Raw genomic sequence first — 20,913 nt, forward strand, 5'->3', positions numbered from 1 at the left:
CATAATCCGCTTCAATAGTCTGTGACGAAAGTGATTTGGCGCGCTATTTGAATAGTGAGCCTTCATGTTGCACAGGTGGACCCAGCCCATGTTTTCCGGGCGCAAATCGGCGGAGAAACGTCGCGAGCAGATCGAGACCGCTCAGGAAGCGGTCCGTGAGGCTATGCAGGCCCTCAATGCCGAGGATCTCGATGGTGCACGTTCGGCTCTGTCCGGCGCACCGAAAACCCATTTCGCCGATGTCGGCTGGAAGACCGGCCTCGCCGGCGCCATGATCGATCTCAAATCGGGCCGGCGGCGATCGGGGACATCCAAACTCGTCGCTGTGTGCAGCCGTCTCGACGACACGTCCCTGTCCAAGGACGACAAGAATTATCTGCGGCTTTACGCGCTGTATCGTTCGAGCGAAGTGACCAAGGACCGCAAGGCCCCGGTTGAACTGCGTGAACTGGTCGAGGATTTCCGCTTCGATCACACCCTGGTGGACCCGGAATTGCGCAGCGACTTCCCGCTCCGCAAGCTTGATCCGGAAGCGCCTGAGACGGCCTCGCCGCCCCCACCGCCGCCGGCGATGAGCTGACTAGTTGTCGGCCAGCGCGTCATAGCGCCGGCGCGAGGTCAGCATGGAGCGCACAAAGGCGATATTGGCTTCCGCCATCTCCGTCGGCACATCGACCCGCGCCATCTCTTCTGCTTCGGTAAAGCGGCCCTGCAGGGCAATGACGAGGGCGAGGTTCTGCCGCACCGTGCCGTCCGCTCCGGGGCGGATCATGGCTTCGCGCAGCAGGCGTTCGGCCGAGGCCGGATCGCCGGCCAGGGCGTAGGAAAGGGCGAGGTTGGACATCACCGCCGGCTCGCCGGGCGCGCGCTCAAGCGCGGCCTGGAAACTGGCCAGGGCCCGTTCGCTCTGGCTGCTCTGTTCATAGGCAACGCCCAGCGCGTTATGGATACGCCAGTCCGCTGGAGCGGCGACGGCCGCGCGCTGCAGCGATTCCAGCGCCATGGCGCCACGCCCGGAGGCGGCGGCCGCGCTGCCGAAGGCGAACAGCAGTTCGACATCATCCGGATAAAGTGCCAGGGCCTGCTGCGCCACTTCTGCAGCGCGCTGGGTATTACCCAGCTGGCGCAGCGTGTCGGACAGCTCCGTGGCGGCTTCCTTGTCGGACGGGTTGAGCTCGTAAGCCTCGGCCCAGAAGGTGGCCTGGGTCAGAAGGTCCTGGCTGCGAATGGCATCGCGTTCGGCCCGGGACGCCGGAAGGATATCTCCGGAATTCTGCATATCTGCCGCGAAGGCGGCCTCATCAGATGTCGAGGACGTTGTCGCACAGGCCGACAGGGCAAAGGCGGAAACGGCAAGGGTGACGAGGAGGCGGGGCATGGTAAGACCTCGGGCAGGCGAACAGGACTGCGGGTACGCCTTGAACTTGCGCGCTGCGGGTCAAAAATGCGTTAACTCGCACCCGCCCGGCTGGCAGAAAGGCTTACCCCATGGACGTTCTTCTCAATTCCTCGACAAGCGCGCGGCGCGTCCGCCTGATCACGGCTGGTGAGGCGGCGGCGGCGATTGACACCCTGCCCGAGGCCCAGCGCTGGCTGGCGGCAGACTTCAAGGGCAAGCCGGGCCAGAGTGTGCGCTTCCCGGAAGGCGGCGAGGTGGATGCCTGGCTGGGTGCGGGCAGCGGCACGGACCCGTTCGCCCTGGGCAATGCCTCCACCGCGTTGCCGGAGGGGGACTGGCAGCTCACCGGCCTGCCTGAAACGCTTGATGCCACGCTCGGTGCGATTGCCTGGGCGATGGGGGCTTATCAGTTCACCCGCTATAAGGAGGCCGCGCGCAAGCCGGCGCGCCTGGTGGTGCCCGACGCATGCGATATGGCCACGGCCCAGGCTGTGGGCGAGGCGGCCTGGCTGGTGCGCGATCTGGTCAATACGCCGGCCGATGCGATGGGACCGGTCGGACTGGAGGCGGCGTTCCGTGCTCTGGCCGGGCGTTTCGGGGCCGAGGTGCGGGTCACTGAAGGCGAGGACCTGCTGACCCAGAACTACCCGATGATCCACGCGGTCGGACGCGCCGCCGCTGAAGCGCCGCGCCTGCTGGAGCTGGAGTGGGGTGACCCCTCGCATCCGCGCGTCGCGCTGGTCGGCAAGGGCGTGTGCTTCGATAGCGGCGGTCTCGATCTCAAGGCGGCGCAATATATGCGGCTGATGAAGAAGGATATGGGGGGCGCGGCCAACGCCATGGGTCTGGCCTCCATGATCATGGCGACCAATCTGCCGGTCCGGCTTCACCTGCTGGTCCCGGCTGTCGAGAATGCCGTCTCCTCCAACGCCTTCCGTCCCGGCGATGTGCTCACGGCGCGTAATGGCCTGACCGTGGAGATCGACAATACCGATGCGGAAGGGCGTCTCGTCCTCGGCGATGCCCTGGTGCGGGCGACCGAGGATGATCCCGAACTCCTGCTCGACTTCGCCACCCTGACCGGTGCGGCGCGGGTGGCGTTGGGCCCAGAGGTGATGCCCTTCTATACCGATGATGAGGATCTGGCCGCCGGTATCGCCGAGGGCGGAGCTGCGGTTTCCGACCCGGTGTGGCGTATGCCGCTCTGGGATGGCTATGACAGCGAAATGGACGGCGAGTTTACCGACCTGGTCAATGGCGCGCCGACGCCGATGGCCGGCTCGATAACTGCCGCGCTTTTCCTCCGCCGATTCGTCGGCGAATCGGTCTGGGCCCACTTCGATATCTTTGCCTGGAACCCGAAGCCGAAACCGGGCCGTCCAAAAGGCGGCGAGATTCAAGCGGTTCGAGCCGTTTACTTTTTGCTCAAGACTCGATTCCAAAACTGACGCCAAGTTTCAACTCGCGTCTATAGGAGTCCGTCATGGCGTCTCAAGCGATGCAATCGCTTGAAATGATGCATCGCGTTTCGGCCGATACCGTACGCGAGGCATCTTTCGATCTCACCGCCCGGCAGTTCGCCGTGCTCCTGGCCATTTTCATGCGCCCCGGCCCTCATGCCGTGCGCGAATTGGCCTCCCGTCTTGATCTGCCCAAACCGGCGGTCACGCGCGCTCTGGACGTGCTGGAGAAATACGGTTTCGTGCGCCGCAAGCGCGACCGCGCCGACAAGCGTGATGTCTCGGTACATCGCACTGTCAAAGGGGCGGTCTTCCTGTACGATTACGGTGAAAACGTCGCTCATCGTGCCGAGGAAACCGCTACGTGTCCGTCCTGGATCCAAGACTTACACCCGCAAGAAAAGACCTTGCAGCAAGCCATCTAGAAGGCCAGGTCGAAGCCGAGCGCTTCGTTGACCCGATCGAGTACCAGGCCATTGATCCGGTGTTGCCGATCCGGCGCGGCCCGGACCGTCTGGCCGGCATGGATGACCAGCTCCTGTTCGGTGATGGCTTTGCCGTACTGGACGAGCGCGATGGCTGGGCCTGGGGCTATTCCCGCGCCGATGGTTATGTCGGCTGGGTCGAGGTGAGCGGGCTCAGCCGCGAGCTTCATCCCGTCGACCGCAAGGTGGTCGCGCTGCGCACCTATGCGTTCTCCGAACCGGATTTCAAATCACCGCCGGCGGCGTTGATCAGCCTCAATGCCGGCTTCCAGTCCGGCCGTACCGAAGGGCGTTTTGTCGAAGCCGCTAATCTGGGCTGGGTCGTCAGTGATCACTGCGCGCCGCTCGATTATGCGGCAGCGGACTTTGTTGCTGTGGCCGAGGGCTTTCTCGGTGCGCCTTACCTGTGGGGCGGCAAGGAGAGCCTGGGCCTGGATTGTTCCGGGCTGGTGCAAATGGCACTGGTGGCGGCCGGTATCGCCGCGCCGCGCGATGCCGATCAGCAGGAGGGGTTTCTCAAGGCGCGCTGGGGCGATGTGACGGGTGACCGCGCCCGTGAGCGCGGCGATGTCGTGTTCTGGCCCGGCCATGTCGGTATCATGACTGACAGCGAGCATCTCCTGCATGCCAACGCCCATACCATGGACACCACGCTGGAGCCCTTTGCTGAAGCGGAAGCGCGTATCCGTCAGAAGGAGAACCCGGTCCGCATGATCGCGCGCCCTCCCGCGGTCTGATCGGTTGGTGCCGGACAAAGAAAAAACCCCGGAGCAGCGAGCTCCGGGGTTTCTTGTTGTCGCGTGCGCCGAGCTTACTGCTCGGTCGGCTCTTCTGCCGGGGCCTCTTCAGCCACGGTGCCCTCAGCCAGTGCCTCGTCCATCGGCGCGGCTTCTTCCATTGCCGGCAGCGGGTCAGGCAGCGCGGCCGGATTGTTCGACAGGCTGCGCAGATAGGCGATCAGGTTGATACGCTGTTCCTGCTGCGCCAGGCCGCGGAAGGACATGGTTGTGCCCGGAGCGTAATTGGCCGGGCTTTCCAGGAAGCCGTAGAGGGCTTCATAGGACCACTCGCCGCCCATTTCACCCAGAGCGCTGGAATAGCCAAAGCCGTCGACGCCGCCGATGGCGCGTCCGACGACATCCCACAGAGCCGGGCCGGTGCCGTTGGCGCCGCCTTCTTCAACCGTGTGGCAAGACACGCAGCGGCGAATCACACGCTCGCCTGCGCCGATGTCAGCCGCGGCGAGGAGCAGGCCGAAATCAACCGGACCGGTATCGACTTCTTCCATGGCCGCTCCGGTGGAGCCGGACTCAATGGCCGCCCAGTCGAACGGATAAGCCGTGTTCTCGGCGGTCAGTTCGCCCTTGCTGTGGCTCGGCACAAGCATGTGACCGAGTTCCATGATCAAAAGTACGACAAGGACAGCGCCGATAACGACACCTGCCACCTTGTTCCAGAAGAGTTCGCCCATCGACGCCCCCAATTCATCAGTCAGCCGAAATTTGCCCGTGTTTGGCATGCAGCGCGCTGACAGGCAACAGCGGAGCACCGCCAACTGCATGCGGTAAGAAGACGCGGGGCAGGTGTTGAGTCCGCTGGGCGTGCGGTGAGTCGTGTTTTTCAACCATGAAGTGTGTTGTTTTTGCAACGATTGCTCTGCGATCTCAGGATGTAAAATCCATTTACTTGTAAATCGCGCCAGAACACGGTGTGTATGCGCGCAGGGCCGGGCTGGTGGGGCCTGTGCCAAGTTAATTATCGGGGAAACTTCAATATGTTCCGCAAATTTCTCTGCGCGTCTGCGCTGATGGTGTCTGTTGCAGCTGGTGCTCAGGCTCAGGATTCGACCTTCTCTGCCGGCCTCGGCATTGCTGACTTCGATGGTGCCGAGTTCACCACCGCGTCCGTGCGCTATGGCCACTTCTTCGACGAGAACTGGGGCTTTGAAGGCGAGGCCATGTTCGGTCTCGGCGACGACACGGTGAACATCCTCAGCACTGACGTTGACGTCAGCATGGATTACGCCATCGGCGGTTTCGGCGTCTACCGCGTTGCAAGCAGCGACAACTTCAACTTCCTGTTCCGTGCCGGTTATGTCCACGCTGAAATCAGCGCAGACGCAAACGGTTTCGAAGTTAGCGAAGACGATGGTGCTTTCGCTGCTGGTCTTGCTGCTGAGACCTTCTGGGATGACCGCAATGGTGTGCGTTTCGACTACACCTGGGCGAACTACGACGAAGCAGCCAGCTTCTGGGGCGTTTCCTACGTCCGTCGCTTCGGCGGCTAAGCATTCCCGGCCATCCGGCCGCTATGCCTGAAACGGGGCCGCTCCTTCCGGAGCGGCCCTTTTTTGTGTTCGACACACGCCGCCAACAACCGCTCACGATTTTGTCACTGCAGGATAAAGAGTGTTTCCGCAGTATCCGGCTTGCACCGGACATGGGGGCTCGCCACATGCGCGGCACGGGACGACAGCCGCTCCGGCCTGTCCTTGAATTATAACGAAAAGGTATCTCCCCCCATGATCCGTACCGCTATCACGGCGTCTCTCGCCGCTCTCACCCTTGGCGCTGCTTCGCAGGCACAGGACTTCACCCTTTCCGCCGGCTATGAAGCCGCCGATTTCGATGCTGTCGAATTCGACACGGCAGTGTTCCGCGGCAGCTATTTCTTCAACGAAAATTTCGGCCTTGAAGGCCAGCTCGGCTTCGGTCTCGGCGATGAGACGGTCGACGTGCTGGGCAATGACGTCAATGTCGAGCTCGACTACACCTTCGGCGCCTATGGCGTTTACCGCTATGCGGCGTCCGACAGCGTCAATCTCCTGGCCCGCGCCGGCTATGTCCACGCAGAAGTGGAAGCTGATTTCGCCGGGTTCGAAGCCTCTGAAGATGACGGCGCCTTTGCCGCCGGTGTCGCAGCCGAGTGGTTCCTTGATGACGCCAATGGTGTCCGCTTCGACTACACCTGGGCTGATTATGACGACAGCACCCAGTTCTACGGCGTTTCCTATGTTCGCCGCTTTGGTGGCTAAGGCCGGGTGACCCCGACCCGACACTGACCTGCCATTGGTCCTGCAGAGCCGCTCCCAACCGGAGCGGCTCTGTTGCGTTTGCGAAGGGATTCGCTCTTGCGGCTGGAGTGTGATAGAGTTTTGTAGCGATACCAGATGAAGGCCGGAAGCGTGATCCTGGCCGTCCGGATCGCGCGTCCCTGGTTGCGTTTGCCCCCGGGACGCAGCCAGTGGCGGACAGGTTCATGCACGTGAAATCACGTGAGAAAGGTTCTCCATGACCGCCTTTACCCGTTTCGATGAAACCAATGCCCCCGCCGAGTCGAAAGCCGGCCTTCGTGCCGTCAAAGCCAAGTATGGCTTCGTGCCAAACCTGATGGCTGAACTGGCCGCAGCCCCGGCTGCCCTCGACGCTTACACCACACTGTCAACGGTATTCGGGCAGACCACCCTGAGCCCGGTCGAGCAGCAGGTCGTGCTGCTGGCAACCAGCGTCGAGAATGGCTGCCATTATTGTGTCCCGGTGCATTCCACCATCGCCCTCAATATCGGGCTGGATCGCGAAATCCTTCTCGCCATCCGAGAGGGGCGCGAAATTGCTGATGATATGCGTCTGGAGGCGCTTCGTCGCTTTACCACCCTCGTGGTCGAACAGCGCGGACTGGTCGAGCCGGCCGAACTTGAGGCTTTCCTCGAAGCCGGTTTCACCAAGGCCAATGTGCTTGAAGTGATCACCGGCGTCTCCTTGAAGACGATGTCGAACTACACCCACCGGCTGGCTGAAACGCCGCTGGACGATGCGTTCAAGCCCATGGCCTGGAGCAAGCCGATCCTGCAGCTCGCCGAATAGGCCAGGTTCCCATTTAAACCCTCCCTAGACTGCCTGCGGGCCGGCTTGCCGGCCCGCTTTTTTGTGCGCAGGGCGGTATCAGATGGCTTCATCCACCCAGAGTTCAACCAGGCGCCGGGCGACTGCGATGGATGGCGGGACATTGATCATGGGGTGGCCGCCCTGCAAAGCGACACGTAACTCATCCCGGCTGAACCAGCGGGCATCTTCCAGCTCGTGCGTGTCGACCTTCACGGCATTATTCAAAACCGGAGCGACCAGGCCGACCATGATGGAGGAGGGGAAAGGCCAGGGCTGGGTGAAGATGTATTCGATCGCGGCGATATCAGCCTCAACACCGGCTTCCTCGCGCAATTCCCGGGCGCAGGCTTCTTCCAATGTCTCCGCCGGTTCAACGAAGCCCGCCAGCGCAGACCACATGCCCATCGGCCAGGCGGCCTGCCGCCCGAGCAGGCAATGATCACCATCGGTGGCCAGCATGATCACGACCGGGTCGACGCGCGGGAAATGCTCGGCGCCACAGGACGGGCAGGCCCGTTTGGCCCCCCCCGCCGCGACCCCGGTGGCGCTGCCGCAATTGGCACAGAAGCCGTGCCGTTCATGCCAGGCGAGCAGGCTCTTGGCCTGGGCAAAGATCGCGGTTTCCTCGTGCGGCAGCATCATCGCAGCCCGCCGGGCATTGATATGCGGTGTGGTGTCGGGGTGGATCTGATCCTCGATGACCTCGGCGGTAAAAAGCGGGCCGTGCGCGTCGCGGCCAAGAAAGATCAGCGGCGGGGTCACCAGGGCCTTCATGGCTGTATCGAGCGGGCGCCAGTCGAGCCGGCTCTCCATGGTCATGGCCGGGTCTCCCTTGTGCAGGAAGAGAATGCGGGCATGCGGATCGTCCTGCAGCGCAGCGAGGGCGCCTTCGTCGCGGCGCGTGATCTCGCAGCGATCAATCGGCGATCCGGCAAACACCATGGGCTGGCGGCCGGCCAGGCGTGAGCGGTCATTCATCAGCGGTCCTCCCATTTCGCCAACATGTGCGGCCAGTTGTCGCGAAAGGCCAGTTCCCAGTGGAAAAAAAATTGCGATTGAGAATGAGTCGCATATTGTCGGGTCAGGAGGTGCCGATATGTGTTCGAATTTTACGCCCCGTCCGCCGGCGGGGGATGCGGCAAGCGAAGCCGTCAGGGATTGGCTGGAGACCCAGTCGCGCGTGGTGAGTTATTGGCGCGAAGTGCTGATCGCCGCTGGTGGCGAGCTCGAACTGGTTGGCGCTCTGGATGCCCATGCCGACTTCCTGGCGGCGGCCGCACGGCGACGAAGTGCGGAAATTCCCAGCTTGCAGTGACCCCATCCCTTGCGCGCAGCGATTACGCGCGCGATATAGACTGTGGAAGATCGGCGGTGGACGGATCCCTCGCCAACCCGGTCAGGTCCGGAAGGAAGCAGCCGTAACGAGTTCCGGTCCGGGTCGCTGTCCGGTCTTCCACTTAAACGCCGTACCGCAACTTCTGCCCCCAAGAGCCCGCATGGACGAGACGCCGCTCCAGACCGAAAGCCCAGGAGCGGACGCGCCTCTCATGCCCGGTCTCGATCTGCCGGAGACGCCGGTGGATCAGGGCTATCAGGTCCTGGCGCGCAAATACCGTCCCGATACGTTCGAAGACCTGATCGGTCAGGATGCCATGGTACGCACCCTGACCAATGCCTTCGCCGCCGGCCGTATCGCTCATGCCTATATGCTCACCGGTGTACGCGGTGTCGGCAAGACGACGACGGCACGCCTGATTGCGCGCGCCCTCAACTATAAGAGTGAGACCGTCGACGCGCCGCATATGGAACTCACCGAACGCGGTGAGCATTGCGATGCCATTGCCCGCTCGGCGCATGTCGACGTTATGGAAATGGATGCCGCCTCGCGGACCGGTGTCGGCGATATCCGGGAAATTCTTGATGGTGTGCGCTATGCGCCGGTATCCGGGCGCTACAAGGTCTACATCATCGACGAGGTGCACATGCTGTCCACCTCGGCCTTCAATGCCCTGCTGAAAACGCTCGAGGAGCCGCCGGAGCACGCCAAGTTCATTTTCGCGACGACGGAGATCCGCAAAGTTCCGGTCACCGTGCTGTCGCGCTGCCAGCGTTTCGACCTCAAGCGGATCGATCGCGAGGTGTTGACCGACCATCTGGCCCGCATTTGCGGTCTGGAGGGGGCCAATGTCGAGCGTGACGGGCTCTCGCTGATCGCGCGTGCCGCCGAAGGCTCGGTGCGCGACGCCCTGTCCCTGCTTGATCAGGCCATTGTGCAAGGTGCTGACAGCGATGCCGCCGTCGATGCCGCACAGATCCGCGACATGCTGGGGCTGGCCGACCGGGCGCGCGTGCTCGACTTGCTCGAGCATGCGCTGCAGGTGCGCACCTCCGATGCCATCCACGAACTCGCTGCGCTCTATGATGCCGGTGGCGATCCGGTCGTGATCTCGCGCGATCTGCTGGAATACATCCACGCCCTGTCACGGGTAAAGGCGGTCGGCTCCGCTGCCGATCTGGGTGAAAGCGCGGAAACGCTTGACCGGCTTGTCGCCCTGGCCGGCCCCTTGAGCCTGGGTCAATTGACCCGGTTCTGGAAAATCATGCTCACCGGGCTCGATGATGTCCGCGCCGCGCCGGATGCCCTGGCCGCAGCGGAGATGACGCTGTTGCGCCTGATCGCCGCTGCCGGGCTGCCAGCGCCGGAAGATGCGGCACGCCTGCTGGCCTCAACCCCGCCGGCTCCTGCGGATGCACCCGCTCCGGCGGCCATGGAGGCGCCGGGAAAGCCTGAGCGACAGGTCGAGGCGGTGGTCGCACCGCCTGCCATTCCCGAAAGCGCTGCCGCAGAACCTGCCTTCCCGGGTCTGGACAGTTTTGAAGACCTGATCCGCATGCTGCAGCAAAAGCGCGATATCGCTCTGCAGTCCGATGTCGAGCGCTTCGTCCGCCCGGTCAGCTTCAAACCGCCGAGCATGACCTTCCAGCCCGCCGAGGAGGCACCCTCCGACCTGGCGCAGAAGTTGGCGCGGCGGCTGCTGGAATGGACCGGCGAACGCTGGGCCATTCTCGCTGACGTCGAGGCCGTGGGTGGAGAGACCTGGTTCGAGCGCCGCCAGCGCGAAAAGGAAGAACGGCGCCAGCAGGCGCTCAAGGACCCGGCACTTGTGCAAGCGATGGAACTCTTCCCCGACGCCACGCTGAAACGCATTATCGAGCCGCCCGCGGATGTCCCGCAGGACGCGGCGCCCGCATCGACGGAGAATAAGGCATGAAAGACCTGATGGGCCTGATGAAGCAGGCGCAGGAAATGCAGCAGAAAATGTCCGAGGCGCAGGCGCGCCTGGACGAGACCGAGGTGACCGGTGAAAGCGGTGCCGGCATGGTCCGCGTCACGCTCACGGCCAAGGGCGATATGCGCGGCGTGCAGATCGACAAGTCGATGATGGATCCGCAGGAGCCGGAGATCCTCGAAGACCTGATCATTGCGGCGCATAATGATGCCCGCCGCAAGGCCGAGGAGGCTCAGCGCGAGGTCATGAAAGAAGCTGCCGGCGGCCTGCAATTGCCCCCGGGCATGAACCTGCCCTTCTAGCCAGCGGACCAGAGTCATGCGCAGCGCTTCTGCCGGACCGGAAATTGAACGTCTGATCACGCTTCTGGCCAAATTGCCGGGGCTCGGCCCCCGTTCGGCGCGCCGAGCGGCGCTCTTCCTCCTGTCCAAGCGCGACCCGCTGATGCGCCCGTTGGCCGATGCGCTGGCCGATGCAGCGGACAAGATCACCGCCTGTTCCGTGTGCGGCAATCTGGATGTGTCCGATCCGTGTTCCGTCTGCAGCGCCGCCGGCCGCCAGGCGAATGCGATCTGTGTTGTGGAAACGGTCGGTGATTTGTGGGCCCTGGAACGGGCCGGGGCTTTCAAGGGCCGTTATCACGTCCTCGGCGGCGTATTGTCGGCGCTCGACGGTGTGCGCCCGGAAGATCTCAATATCGCCCGGCTGGTCGAGCGGGCTGCCGATCCCGAGGTGACCGAGATCGTGCTGGCGCTCAATGCCACGGTCGACGGACAGACCACCGCCCATTACCTCGCCGATCGCCTTGAGAGTGCCGGGGTCAGCGTGACCTCGCTGGCGCGCGGTGTCCCGGTCGGTGGCGAACTGGATTATCTTGACGACGGCACTCTGGCCGCGGCCTTCAAGAGCCGGTCCAGCGTCTGAATTTTTCTATGCTTTCTGCAAAATCGCCCTACTCTTTGTAGAGGACGCACTCTCGCGTCCGGGGCGGGGCTTTGCATGACGGATCAGACTAAGCCGAGATTTCTGGGCGCAGAGCGCATCAACCGGCGCGATTTCGTGCTGATCTTTTGTGTTGGCCTGTTCATGGTCTCGCTGGTCACTGCCGCGGTGACAGCGATCAAGATCAATACAGTTTCGATCCTCGGCTGGGAGCTTCTGGTTCCGGCCGGATCACTGGCTTTCGCCCTGACCTATCTGGCCACTGATGTGATTTCGGAGGTTTGGGGGCGGGCGACGGCGCTGATGGTCGTGTTTGCCGGCCTGGCCATGCGTTTCGTCATCCTGGTTTTGTTCTTGGTGGCGCTTTATGCCGAGAACGTCGTCGGTTTCCTCGGTGTCGCCGACAGTTGGACGCCGGAGCGCCAGCAGGCCTTTGAGGGCGTGCTCGGGAGCTCCTTGCGCATCAATATAGCCGGGGTAATCGCCTTTGGTATCAGTGCGCTGGTCGATGTCTTCCTGTTCCACTTCCTGCATGTACGTCAGGAAGGGAAGAACCTGTTATGGCTGCGCAATAATGTCTCGACCATGCTGTCTCAGGTGTTCAACAGCGTCTTCTTCATCGTCGCCGCTTTTGGCTGGACCATGCCGTGGACGGCGATCGGCAGTCTCATCATCGGCCAGATCGTGGTGAAACTGCTCGTCGCCGCCTTCGACACGCCGCTCGTCTACCTGTTGCGCAATCTGGCGACAGAAAGAAAGCTGTTCGACTTCAAGGGTTAGCGCGTCGCCGGCTCCAGGCGCAGGACCTGGCCATCGAGATCATCTGTCAGAATGTAGATGTAACCGTCCGGACCGGTCTGCACGTCGCGGATCCGGTGACCGGCTTCGGTCAGGAGCTGTTCTTCGCCGATAACGCGGTCGCCATCGACCTCGTAACGCACCAGCATCGAGCCCGCGAGGGCGCCGACAAAGACATCACCCTGCCAGCCCGGGAAGGCGTCGCCTTGGTAAAAGGCCATGCCGGACGGGGCGATGGACGGGTTCCAGTACCAGATCGGCTCCTCATAACCCTCGCCCTCAGTTGCGTCGGAGATCGGGGAGCCATTGTAATTGATGCCATAGGTCACGGCCGGCCAGCCATAATTGAGACCGGATTCAACGATGTTGATCTCGTCGCCGCCGCGCGCGCCGTGCTCATGTGTCCATACCGAACCGGTGTCCGGGTTGATGGCGATGCCCTGGATATTGCGGTGGCCGTAGGAAAAGATCTCCGGCTGGGCGCCACGGCTGGTGACGAAGGGATTGTCGAACGGTACCGACCCGTCATCATTGAGCCGCACCAGCGTGCCGAGATGATTGGCCAGGTTCTGGCTCTCATTCCGGTGGAGCCCGCCATCGCCCAGGGTCAGCATCAGCGTACCGTCTGTGAGGAACTGGATGCGGCCGCCAAAATGGAAGCCGCGCTCCTTGTCGAAATTGACCTGGAACAGCTCCTCGACATCGGTCAGCGCGGTCGCGTCTTCATTCAGGCGTCCACGGCCCAGTGCCGTGTGATTGGCAGCCGGTGTTCCGGCAGAATAAGCGAAATAGACCAGGCGATTATCTTCGAACTGCGGGTGCAGGGCGAGGCCGAGCAGTCCACCCTGGCGTTCGACCAGAAGATCGTCCGGCAGGCCGGAGACTTCCTGCTCGCGCAGGCCGTTCTCATCGACATAACGCAGCCGGCCTTCACGTTCGCTGACCAGCATCGCTCCTCCGGGCAGAAAGGCCATGCCCCAGGGAAATTCCAGGCCTTCAGCGACGCTCGCGACGCGGAAGTCCGCCTGGGTGGATTCGATGACCTCCTGAGCGTGGGCAGCAGAGCCCAGGACAAGAGCGGCGGCGGAAAGCGCAAGAACACGACGCATGAAGTCTCTCCCTATCATTGCGCTCTAGATAGGGCGAAGAATGGGGCAAGGCAAAGGCCGCACTGAAGTGGTCCTAATAGGCGGCTAAAGCGCGCCTAGAGCGAGAATGAGGCGGCGAAATTCGCCAGGCGCGGCCCCCAGGACGGTTCGAATGCGCTGACCTGGGCCCAGCGGCGGCGGGCACGCCCGGGCAGGTTGGCCAGTGGTGCCGGAAGCGCCTGTACGGCTTTCTCGCCGGTTTCCCAGCTGGCAATGCCGAGTGAGGCGAGGCCGGGCTTGAGGAAACGGCCCTGGTCGAGCGGCACTTCATAGCTGGCATAGTACTTCTTGTAGTGCTGTCCGCCACGACCCAGATCGATGCGCTTGAGCCCGCGGTCCGGCGCGCCCTCGAACAGGCCGTGCAGCAGCAGGAGGCCCGGCGAGAAGCGGCTCAGCTCCGGGTCGTAGGCCGGGAACCAGGAGTGATACATATCATCGGCGACAAGGCCGAACTCGACCGCGGCCAGACGGTCGCCGAACCAGAGCGAGGCGGTCAGGCCGGAAAATTCCTGGCCTTCGCGGCGGCGCAGATTGCGTAACACGTCCTGCACCCAGCTGATGCCGAAGACATTGAGCTTGCCGGTGTCGCGATACTGTTTCTGTTTCCAGGCTGCGAGCTGAGCGAAGGCCTCGCCTGATGCATCGCCGAGCTCCACCCGGACCGGGCCGAACTCGCGCTCGGCGGCCCGGGCGCGGCGGGCGGTCTTCTTGAAATGATCCTTGAACATCGCCTTCTGCGCCGCGAAATAGGCGTCCGGCCCATCCCGCAGGTCAGCGATGACCGATCCTTCGCGGCCGCGTCGGCTCGGCTTGTGGCCGCCCATCGGACAATACCAGTTGTCGAACACCAGAGCCGAGGCACCAGTCGCAGCAACGACCTTTTTCGGCGTTAACTGGGAATAATCCCCTGCAATCACGCCCTGATAGTCGCTCATCGGAGCCCCGACCGGACGCGCGACACCCTCGCGTGGCGCGTGATGGGGCAGGAAACCGATCGGGCCGTTCTCGTTCTCGAACACGGCGACCCGGACATCGCCGCGCGCCCAGTGCACGGTTTCGGCGAATTCATAGCGCATATACGGGCTGGTCAGCGTCCCGTTCGGGGCCGCCCAGGCATTCCACTGGACGATCTCGTCCGCGCTAATGTCTCCGATTGAAACGATCCGGCTGCGCATTTCAGGTCTCCGTTTCTCCTGAGGCGGGAAATGCAAGCTGCAGGCCGATTGGGTGAAGCGAGCAGGGTGACCGCTTTTGTCGCCTCACGCGTGCTAGCATCAGGGGCAATTGAACGATTCGGATATGTGTCATGGATGTACTCGCTGTTTCCGCCTTCGCCGGTCTGGCCGTCTTCGCCGCCATTTCTGCGGCCCTGCTGGTCTGGACACGCACGCTGACCGCTCGTGCGGGGCAGTTACAGACGGAGCTGACTGAGGCCCGCGAGCGGCTGAGTGAGAGCCAGACGGCGCGCTTGCAGGCCGAGGCGGAGGCGCGACGCATCGAGGGGCTGGAAAAAGAACTGTCCGAGGAGCGCGGCCATCGCGCCGAGGCGGATCGAGCCGTTGCGGCGATGAAAGCCTCAGCGGATGAGCGTGAACGCGCCTTTGCCCGTGAAAAGGAACAGCTGGCCGCCATGGGCAGCGATATCCAGGACAAGTTCAAGGCCCTGGCCGGCGAAGTCCTGGAAACGAGCCAGAAGAAACTGGCCGAAACCGCCAAGACCAATCTGGGCGCTCAGCAGGAAAAGGCCGTGCTCGAATTCAAGAGCCTGGTCAGCCCGGTTGGCGACAGTCTCAAGGCTTTGCGTGAGCAGGTCGAGGCGGTGGAGAAGCAGCGCCTGGCCGATAAATCGGGACTGGCCGAGCAGATCGGTCATCTCTCCACAGGGCTCAACCGCCAGCACCAGGAGACCGCGAAACTGGTCAACGCCCTGCAGCGTTCCTCCACCACGCGCGGTCAGTGGGGCGAGCGTACGGTCGAGAACATCCTCGAGCTCGCCGGATTGACGCGCGGTATCGACTATGAAAGCCAGCACCAGACCGCCAATACCGAGGGCGACAAACTGCGCCCCGACTTTGTTGTCCGTTTGCCGGGCGGCGGCCGTTTCGTGATCGATAGCAAGGTGGCCCTGACCGCCTATCTTGACGCGGTTGAAGCGCCGGACGAGGCGAGTGAGAAGGAGGCCCGCCGCCGTCACGCCGCGCAGGTGAAGACGCACGTCAAACAACTGGCTAAGAAGGACTATGCCCAGGCCGTTGATGGCGCGATTGATTTCGTGGCGCTGTTCATTCCCGGTGAGAGTTTCTATGCCGCCGCGATTGATGAGGACCCCAACCTCTTTGACGAGGCGATCAAGGCGGGCGTTATCATCACCACGCCCGCGACCCTGCTCGCCCTGGCCAAGGCGGTGGCCTATGGCTGGCGTCAGCAGGCGCTGGAGGATAATGCCCAGAAAATCTCCGATCTCGGGGCAGAGCTGTATGACCGTCTCAACACTTTTGCCGGTCATCTTGATCGCGTTGGCTCGGGGCTGCGGTCGGCGACATCGAACTACAACAAGGCGGTCTCTTCGCTCGAGAGCCGGGTGCTGGTCAGCGGTCGCAAGCTGGCCGAGCTCAATGCCGCGGCCACCTCGGCCATCGACACACCGAAACAGGTCGAGGAGAGCGCCCGGGCGCTGGCGGCACCCGAGGCAGTGGAGTGAGGGTGCAAAAAAGTCGCTATAGCAGGCGCAAGGCTCCGTCACATTCTTGATCGGTTAAGCCCCAGCCCTTATCTAGAGCTCATGGCTATTCGTGAAATTCTGACCGTACCGAATCCGATCTTGAAAGAGATCTCCAAGCCCGTCGACGGCGTCGACGACGAGCTTCGTGAACTCATGGATGACATGCTGGAGACGATGTACGAGGCTGATGGTATCGGTCTGGCAGCGATCCAGGTCGGTGTGCCCAAGCGCATCATCGTTATGGATCTGTCCGGTCCGGAAGAAAAAGCGGCGCCAAAATTCTTCGTCAATCCGGTGCTTTCCGACCCGTCCGACAGCCTGCGTCCTTATGAAGAGGGCTGCCTGTCCGTGCCGGGCTATTATGAAAGCGTCGACCGCCCCGACCGCATCAAGATCACCTATCTCGACTATGACGGGAACAAGGTGGAGGAGATCGCCGAGGGCATGTATGCCACCTGTATCCAGCACGAGATGGACCATCTCGAAGGCGTGCTCTTCATCGATTACCTCTCGCGCCTGAAGCGTCAGCGCGCGGTACAGAAGGTGAAAAAGCTGGAAAAGGACAAGGCCCGCGACGCGGCCTGATCCCGGCTCCTCGATTACCAAATGGATATTTGAGCGGTTCCTCCGGCCTGCCTAGAAGGGAAAGGCTGCGGGAGCGTCATAATGTTTACATTCTCAATTCCGGCTTTGGCTCTTGCGCTCACCGCAATGGCTCAAGAAATCCACCCAGCGCCCGGTGCCCAAGTTGAGCTGGGCGGGTACCGGCTGCATGTGATTGAACGCGGCCAGGGGCCGGCGACTGTCGTTTATTTTCACGGTGCGGGCAATGCGGCCGCAATCTGGCTGCCGGTAATGAATGCCTTGGCAGGGGAAGGGCGCCATCTCGCATTCGATGACCCGGGTGCAGGCTGGTCCGACCTTGCGCCCTTGAACGCGACGCTGCGGCAACAGGCGTTTGACGCTGAACGTGCGCTGGCTCAACTGGATGCCGAAGGGCCGCTTATTCTGGTCGGGCATTCGCGTGGCGGCTTGGTGGCTCTGGAGTTCGCCCGTCAATTCCGCGACCGCGTATCCGGTGTCGTGCTCGTCGACTCCTCGCATCCCAATATGATGCTGCGTTATCGCAATCCCGCGGATGGCAGTTTCGCCTGGCAAGCAGTGCGAACGCGCCAGAGCGGGCGTCGAGTGCCGGCTGTATCGCGCGAGCCGATACCAGCGGGTATTGAGACGCGATGCTTTACGCCGCAGCGCGATGTCAGTGAACTTACACGGGACTGGCCGGAAGCGGATGCCGAAATTCTCCGGCTCGCCTATAATCAACCGATATGCCAGCCGCAGGGGCTGCGAACATTCTTCTCTGACGAGCTGGAATATATTGGCCAACACTGGTCCGATTATCATCTCGGCGATATTCCGCTGACCATCATCTTCGCGAATGCGCGCAGCTATAATGGCGACGAGATATGGACCTCGGAACGGCTCGCGGAACGCTCGCGTCGCCTGTCGCGGGATTTGACCAGCCTGTCCACACATGCCCGGCTCGTCGCGCTGGATGGCGTATCGCATGCCATCCATGTGGATGCACCGGACGCGGTGGCAGGGCATATTCGTGCCCTAATCGGCGCCCCCTAGCCGCGACCGTGCGGCTCCATGAAATCGATGACCGGTCCTTTGGGTACGATCCCTGTCGGATTGATGGTGCCGTGGCTGGCATAATAGTGCTTTTGCGCGTGCTCCGGGTTGAAGGTCGTGGCGATGCCGGGCTGTTGGAACAGGTCGCGCGTATAGCCCCAAAGATTGGGGTAATCGGTGATGCGCCGCAGATTGCATTTGAAATGGCCGAAATAGACCAGATCAAAGCGCAACAGGGTCGGCAGGGCGCGCCAATCGGCCTCGGTCGGGCTTTCGCCCGTGAGAAAGCGCTGGCGTGACAGGATGTCCTCCATCCAGTCCAACGTCTCGAAAAGCGGCATCACGGCTTCTTCGTACGCGTCCTGGCTGGTTGCGAAGCCGGAGCGGTAAACGCCATTGTTCAGCGTGCCATAGATACGGGCATTGATGGCATCGATCTCGGCGCGCTTGTCCTCCGGATAGTAATCACCCGGCCTGGCGCCAACACCGTCGAAGGCGGCGTTGAACATGCGGATGATCTCCGAGCTTTCATTGGAAACGATACGATTGGTCTGCTTGTCCCACAGCACCGGCACGGTGACGCGTCCGGAATAGTCCGGTTCGGACTGCAGATAGACCTCATACATGAAGTCCTTGGCAAACAGGTCGTCGCCGACAATCCCGTCCTTGTCTTGGGCGAAGGTCCAGCCGTTCTCTGCCATATACCAGTGCACGACTGAGACCGTGATCATGCTCTCCAGACCCTTCAGGGCACGATAGATCATCGTCCGATGGGCCCAGGGACAGGCGTAGGAAATATAGAGGTGGTAGCGGCCCGGCTCGGCCTTGAAGCCGCCACGTCCGCTCGGTCCGGGTTCGCCATCCGGCGTAATCCAGTTCCGCAATTGCGCCTCGGAGCGGACAAAGCGGCCTTTCGAGGCCTTGGTATCATACCATTTGTCCTGCCACTTGCCGTCGACGAGAAGCCCCATGATAAACTCCTGAAACGCCTAGAATTTGCCGGTCTGGAAGTCGCGCACGGCCTGGTGCAGCTCGGCCTCGGTATTCATCACGAACGGCCCGTAGCGTGCCACTGGTTCATTGATGGGCCTGCCGGCTACCAGGAGGAAGCTGGCGCCGTCCTTGCCGGCCTCGAGATTGACGAGATCGCCCTTGCCCAGAACGCCCAGATTGGGGGCGTCGATGCCTTTCAGCCCGCCGCGATAGACCGCCACAAAGGCCGTATGGTCATCGCTGATGGCTTCCTCGAACCGAGCACCCGGCTCAAGGGTCACATCCAGCAAGGTCGGGTCGATCGCCGCGCTCCTGGCAGGGCCTTTCAGCCCGCCGGCAATCTTGCCGGCCAGGACGCGTACCCGGGCACCCTCACGCTGATCGACCGGGATCTGGGTCTTGTCAAACTCCTGATATCCCGGCTTGGTCATCTTCAGCTTGGCGGGCAGGTTGACCCAGAGCTGAAAACCCCACATCCGTCCATCAACCTGTTCCGGCGTTTCCGAGTGCACAATGCCGCGTCCCGCGGTCATCCACTGTATGCCACCATCTTCGATGACCCCGGAATGTCCCTTATTGTCGCCATGACGCATCTTGCCCTCGAGCATGATGGTCACGGTTTCAAAGCCGCGATGCGGGTGCTCCGGGAAGCCGGCGATGTAGTCGCCCGGATTGTCCGACGAGAAATAGTCCAGCATCAGGAAGGGGTCGAGCTGCATCAGCCCCTGATGGCCGAGCATGCGCGTCAGCTTCACTCCGGCCCCGTCCGAGGTCGGGATGCCGCGTGAGACCTTGATGATCGGGCGGTGGGTCAGATCAAGTTGGGTATCAGGCATGACGCGCTCCTTTGTCGCTCAGACAGATAGGCCAATCCGGCGCGTTCGCCATCGCCGGCACGGGAAAGGCTCTGTTTCCGCACCGGAAGAGGTTGACCCGCACGCTGGGGCATCTCAGGTTTGCGTGGGGACGTTGTTAGCGATCACACAGGTCGCCTGGCGGGAGACAAAGCATGCGGATCATCATTCTGGCGGCCGGCCTGGCCCTGGCGGGCTGTGGCCAAGGCGCGCAGGACGCGCCTGAAACGGCTGCTCCGGTGACCACACCGGCTGCTACGCAGTCGGCTCAGACCAGCTCGGAGTTGGCGGTTGGTCCGGAAGTGGACGATGCCAATATCATCAACGGAATGTGGATGCCGCGGGTCGTTCGCCTCGGACCGCCAGCGGTGTTCAACCAGCTGCGCCCGTATTGCGGGCAGGCCTTTGAGGGGCGGGTGATCTCGGACGACCCGCGTGATGCGGACTGGGCCGCCGAGGTGCTGACCATTCATTTCCGCGAGTGCAGCGATGACGAGATCCGCGTGCCGCTGCATGTCGGCGAAAACCGTTCGCGCACCTGGATCCTGACCTATGAGGGTTGGCCGGGCATTTGTCCGCATTTCGCCCCCGGTCCGACCCAGCTCAACGGCCAGGAAGTCATCATGATGGATGCCCAGTGCTGGAACCGGTCGGTGACGCTGAAGCATGATCACCGGCATGAGGATGGCAGTGCGGACGTGCTGACCATGTATGGCGGCACGGGCACGGATTTCTCCACGCCGGGCCGTATGGAATTTCCGGCCGATCCTTATTCGCGCGAGCTGTTCGAACGGGAAAACATCCCGGCCTCGATGGAAAACACCTGGTCCATCACCGTCACCGAGACGAGCTTCACCTATGAGCTAAGCCGTCCGGAGCGCTATTTCGCGGCCGAGTTTGACCTGACCCGCCCGGTCGAGGCGCCGCCGGCGCCCGGGGGACATGAATAGGGCTAGCTTTCGCAGGCCCCTTCGCTGGCGACGCTGATGCCGTTGGATGCGGCGACGCAGGCATTGGAATAGGTCTGGCCATCGCAGCCGCAGACCGGGCGGTATTCGCGGGTGCACATCGGATGCATTTCGCGGCAGGTGCCCATCTGGTCCGCCGCGCCGCACATGGCATCGGGGGAATAGTCACAGAAGGTATTCTCCCCGGCGCAGGCCAGCCCCATCATACCGCCGCACTGGCCACCGACTTCAACCGGCTCGCGCACGGGCAATTCCCCGGCCGGCGGTTCCGGTGAGGTGGCCTGGCAGGCGGCCAGGAATATAAAGGCGATCAGGGCTGCAATCCGGGTCATCAT

At 62.6% G+C, this 20,913-nt stretch carries 24 protein-coding genes and 1 other RNA gene; 17 read left to right on the forward strand and 8 right to left on the reverse strand.

What is annotated here, in order from left to right:
* Positions 1 to 64 precede the first annotated feature (64 nt).
* Positions 65 to 580 carry a hypothetical protein gene (locus Q1V57_RS01955; RefSeq protein ID WP_300527213.1) on the forward strand — a complete coding sequence of 172 codons (516 nt, stop codon included), beginning with the start codon at positions 65 to 67 and terminating at the stop codon, positions 578 to 580.
* Here Q1V57_RS01955 and Q1V57_RS01960 read toward each other — a convergent pair whose 3' ends face one another.
* On the reverse strand, positions 581 to 1,378 hold the full coding sequence (locus tag Q1V57_RS01960; protein ID WP_300527215.1) for a tetratricopeptide repeat protein: 798 nt from the start codon (positions 1,376 to 1,378) through the stop codon (positions 581 to 583).
* Positions 1,379 to 1,488: 110 nt separating this feature from the next.
* Between Q1V57_RS01960 and Q1V57_RS01965 the strand changes: the two genes are divergently transcribed.
* The 3 genes from Q1V57_RS01965 to Q1V57_RS01975 are packed head-to-tail and all read left to right on the forward strand — an operon-like array spanning position 1,489 to position 4,081.
* Positions 1,489 to 2,847: a M17 family metallopeptidase gene (locus Q1V57_RS01965; RefSeq protein WP_300527216.1), complete on the forward strand. Its 1,359-nt coding sequence runs from the start codon at positions 1,489 to 1,491 to the stop codon at positions 2,845 to 2,847.
* A gap of 35 nt (positions 2,848 to 2,882) precedes the next feature.
* Positions 2,883 to 3,284 (forward strand): MarR family transcriptional regulator, encoded by a 402-nt coding sequence (locus tag Q1V57_RS01970; protein WP_300527217.1) that lies wholly within the window; start codon positions 2,883 to 2,885, stop codon positions 3,282 to 3,284.
* On the forward strand, positions 3,224 to 4,081 hold the full coding sequence (locus Q1V57_RS01975) for an NlpC/P60 family protein (protein WP_300527218.1): 858 nt from the start codon (positions 3,224 to 3,226) through the stop codon (positions 4,079 to 4,081). Before Q1V57_RS01970 ends, Q1V57_RS01975 begins: the two co-directional genes overlap by 61 nt.
* Before the next feature lie 74 nt (positions 4,082 to 4,155).
* Here Q1V57_RS01975 and Q1V57_RS01980 read toward each other — a convergent pair whose 3' ends face one another.
* A complete protein-coding gene (locus Q1V57_RS01980) occupies positions 4,156 to 4,815 on the reverse strand; it encodes a cytochrome c family protein (protein ID WP_300527220.1) in 660 nt (219 codons plus the stop codon).
* Between the two features lie 303 nt (positions 4,816 to 5,118).
* Here Q1V57_RS01980 and Q1V57_RS01985 point away from each other — a divergent pair, with 303 nt between their 5' ends.
* From Q1V57_RS01985 to Q1V57_RS01995, 3 genes are all read left to right on the forward strand, one after another.
* Positions 5,119 to 5,631 carry a porin family protein gene (locus Q1V57_RS01985; RefSeq protein ID WP_300527222.1) on the forward strand — a complete coding sequence of 171 codons (513 nt, stop codon included), beginning with the start codon at positions 5,119 to 5,121 and terminating at the stop codon, positions 5,629 to 5,631.
* 234 nt (positions 5,632 to 5,865) lie between these two features.
* Positions 5,866 to 6,378: a porin family protein gene (locus Q1V57_RS01990; RefSeq protein ID WP_300527223.1), complete on the forward strand. Its 513-nt coding sequence runs from the start codon at positions 5,866 to 5,868 to the stop codon at positions 6,376 to 6,378.
* A gap of 256 nt (positions 6,379 to 6,634) precedes the next feature.
* Positions 6,635 to 7,207, forward strand: a complete 573-nt coding sequence (locus tag Q1V57_RS01995; protein ID WP_300527225.1) for a carboxymuconolactone decarboxylase family protein — start codon at positions 6,635 to 6,637, stop codon at positions 7,205 to 7,207.
* 78 nt (positions 7,208 to 7,285) lie between these two features.
* Here the strand turns inward: Q1V57_RS01995 and nudC are convergent, their stop codons facing one another.
* Positions 7,286 to 8,206 carry an NAD(+) diphosphatase gene (gene nudC / locus Q1V57_RS02000; protein WP_300527226.1) on the reverse strand — a complete coding sequence of 307 codons (921 nt, stop codon included), beginning with the start codon at positions 8,204 to 8,206 and terminating at the stop codon, positions 7,286 to 7,288.
* 118 nt (positions 8,207 to 8,324) lie between these two features.
* Between nudC and Q1V57_RS02005 the strand changes: the two genes are divergently transcribed.
* From Q1V57_RS02005 to Q1V57_RS02030, 6 genes are all read left to right on the forward strand, one after another.
* Positions 8,325 to 8,543 (forward strand): hypothetical protein, encoded by a 219-nt coding sequence (locus tag Q1V57_RS02005; protein ID WP_300527227.1) that lies wholly within the window; start codon positions 8,325 to 8,327, stop codon positions 8,541 to 8,543.
* 44 nt (positions 8,544 to 8,587) lie between these two features.
* Positions 8,588 to 8,686, forward strand: an RNA gene (ffs, locus tag Q1V57_RS02010) — signal recognition particle sRNA small type.
* A gap of 38 nt (positions 8,687 to 8,724) precedes the next feature.
* Entirely contained in the window at positions 8,725 to 10,500 is a 1,776-nt protein-coding gene (locus Q1V57_RS02015) for a DNA polymerase III subunit gamma/tau (RefSeq protein ID WP_300527228.1), read from the forward strand.
* Complete coding sequence (locus tag Q1V57_RS02020) at positions 10,497 to 10,820, forward strand: YbaB/EbfC family nucleoid-associated protein (protein WP_300527229.1); 324 nt, start codon at positions 10,497 to 10,499, stop codon at positions 10,818 to 10,820. The genes Q1V57_RS02015 and Q1V57_RS02020 overlap by 4 nt, the downstream gene beginning before the upstream one ends.
* Positions 10,821 to 10,836: 16 nt before the next feature.
* Complete coding sequence (recR, locus tag Q1V57_RS02025) at positions 10,837 to 11,442, forward strand: recombination mediator RecR (protein WP_300527230.1); 606 nt, start codon at positions 10,837 to 10,839, stop codon at positions 11,440 to 11,442.
* A gap of 75 nt (positions 11,443 to 11,517) precedes the next feature.
* Positions 11,518 to 12,240, forward strand: coding sequence for a queuosine precursor transporter (locus Q1V57_RS02030; RefSeq protein WP_300527231.1), 723 nt, complete (start codon positions 11,518 to 11,520; stop codon positions 12,238 to 12,240).
* Here the strand turns inward: Q1V57_RS02030 and Q1V57_RS02035 are convergent.
* Both Q1V57_RS02035 and Q1V57_RS02040 read right to left on the reverse strand, forming a co-directional pair.
* Positions 12,237 to 13,367, reverse strand: a complete 1,131-nt coding sequence (locus tag Q1V57_RS02035) for a PQQ-dependent sugar dehydrogenase (RefSeq protein ID WP_300527232.1) — start codon at positions 13,365 to 13,367, stop codon at positions 12,237 to 12,239. The two genes, Q1V57_RS02030 and Q1V57_RS02035, sit on opposite strands and share 4 nt — an antisense overlap.
* Positions 13,368 to 13,462: 95 nt before the next feature.
* Positions 13,463 to 14,581, reverse strand: a complete 1,119-nt coding sequence (locus tag Q1V57_RS02040) for a GNAT family N-acetyltransferase (protein ID WP_300527233.1) — start codon at positions 14,579 to 14,581, stop codon at positions 13,463 to 13,465.
* 131 nt (positions 14,582 to 14,712) lie between these two features.
* Between Q1V57_RS02040 and rmuC the strand changes: the two genes are divergently transcribed.
* From rmuC to Q1V57_RS02055, 3 genes are all read left to right on the forward strand, one after another.
* A complete protein-coding gene (gene rmuC / locus Q1V57_RS02045; protein ID WP_300527234.1) occupies positions 14,713 to 16,107 on the forward strand; it encodes a DNA recombination protein RmuC in 1,395 nt (464 codons plus the stop codon).
* Positions 16,108 to 16,188: 81 nt separating this feature from the next.
* Positions 16,189 to 16,713, forward strand: a complete 525-nt coding sequence (gene def, locus Q1V57_RS02050; protein WP_300527235.1) for a peptide deformylase — start codon at positions 16,189 to 16,191, stop codon at positions 16,711 to 16,713.
* Positions 16,714 to 16,794: 81 nt separating this feature from the next.
* Positions 16,795 to 17,763 carry an alpha/beta hydrolase gene (locus Q1V57_RS02055; protein WP_300527236.1) on the forward strand — a complete coding sequence of 323 codons (969 nt, stop codon included), beginning with the start codon at positions 16,795 to 16,797 and terminating at the stop codon, positions 17,761 to 17,763.
* Here the strand turns inward: Q1V57_RS02055 and Q1V57_RS02060 are convergent.
* Both Q1V57_RS02060 and Q1V57_RS02065 read right to left on the reverse strand, forming a co-directional pair.
* A complete protein-coding gene (locus Q1V57_RS02060) occupies positions 17,760 to 18,734 on the reverse strand; it encodes a glutathione S-transferase family protein (RefSeq protein ID WP_300527237.1) in 975 nt (324 codons plus the stop codon). The genes Q1V57_RS02055 and Q1V57_RS02060 overlap by 4 nt on opposite strands.
* An 18-nt stretch (positions 18,735 to 18,752) precedes the next feature.
* Positions 18,753 to 19,592: a pirin family protein gene (locus Q1V57_RS02065; protein ID WP_300527239.1), complete on the reverse strand. Its 840-nt coding sequence runs from the start codon at positions 19,590 to 19,592 to the stop codon at positions 18,753 to 18,755.
* A 173-nt stretch (positions 19,593 to 19,765) separates the two neighbouring features.
* On the opposite strand from Q1V57_RS02065, the gene Q1V57_RS02070 reads away from it, so the two are divergent.
* Positions 19,766 to 20,560: a hypothetical protein gene (locus tag Q1V57_RS02070; RefSeq protein WP_300527240.1), complete on the forward strand. Its 795-nt coding sequence runs from the start codon at positions 19,766 to 19,768 to the stop codon at positions 20,558 to 20,560.
* Between the two features lie 2 nt (positions 20,561 to 20,562).
* Here the strand turns inward: Q1V57_RS02070 and Q1V57_RS02075 are convergent, their stop codons facing one another.
* Positions 20,563 to 20,913: a Kazal-type serine protease inhibitor gene (locus Q1V57_RS02075; RefSeq protein ID WP_300527242.1), complete on the reverse strand. Its 351-nt coding sequence runs from the start codon at positions 20,911 to 20,913 to the stop codon at positions 20,563 to 20,565.

This window comes from Maricaulis sp. (assembly GCF_030149425.1).
Lineage (GTDB): Bacteria > Pseudomonadota > Alphaproteobacteria > Caulobacterales > Maricaulaceae > Maricaulis.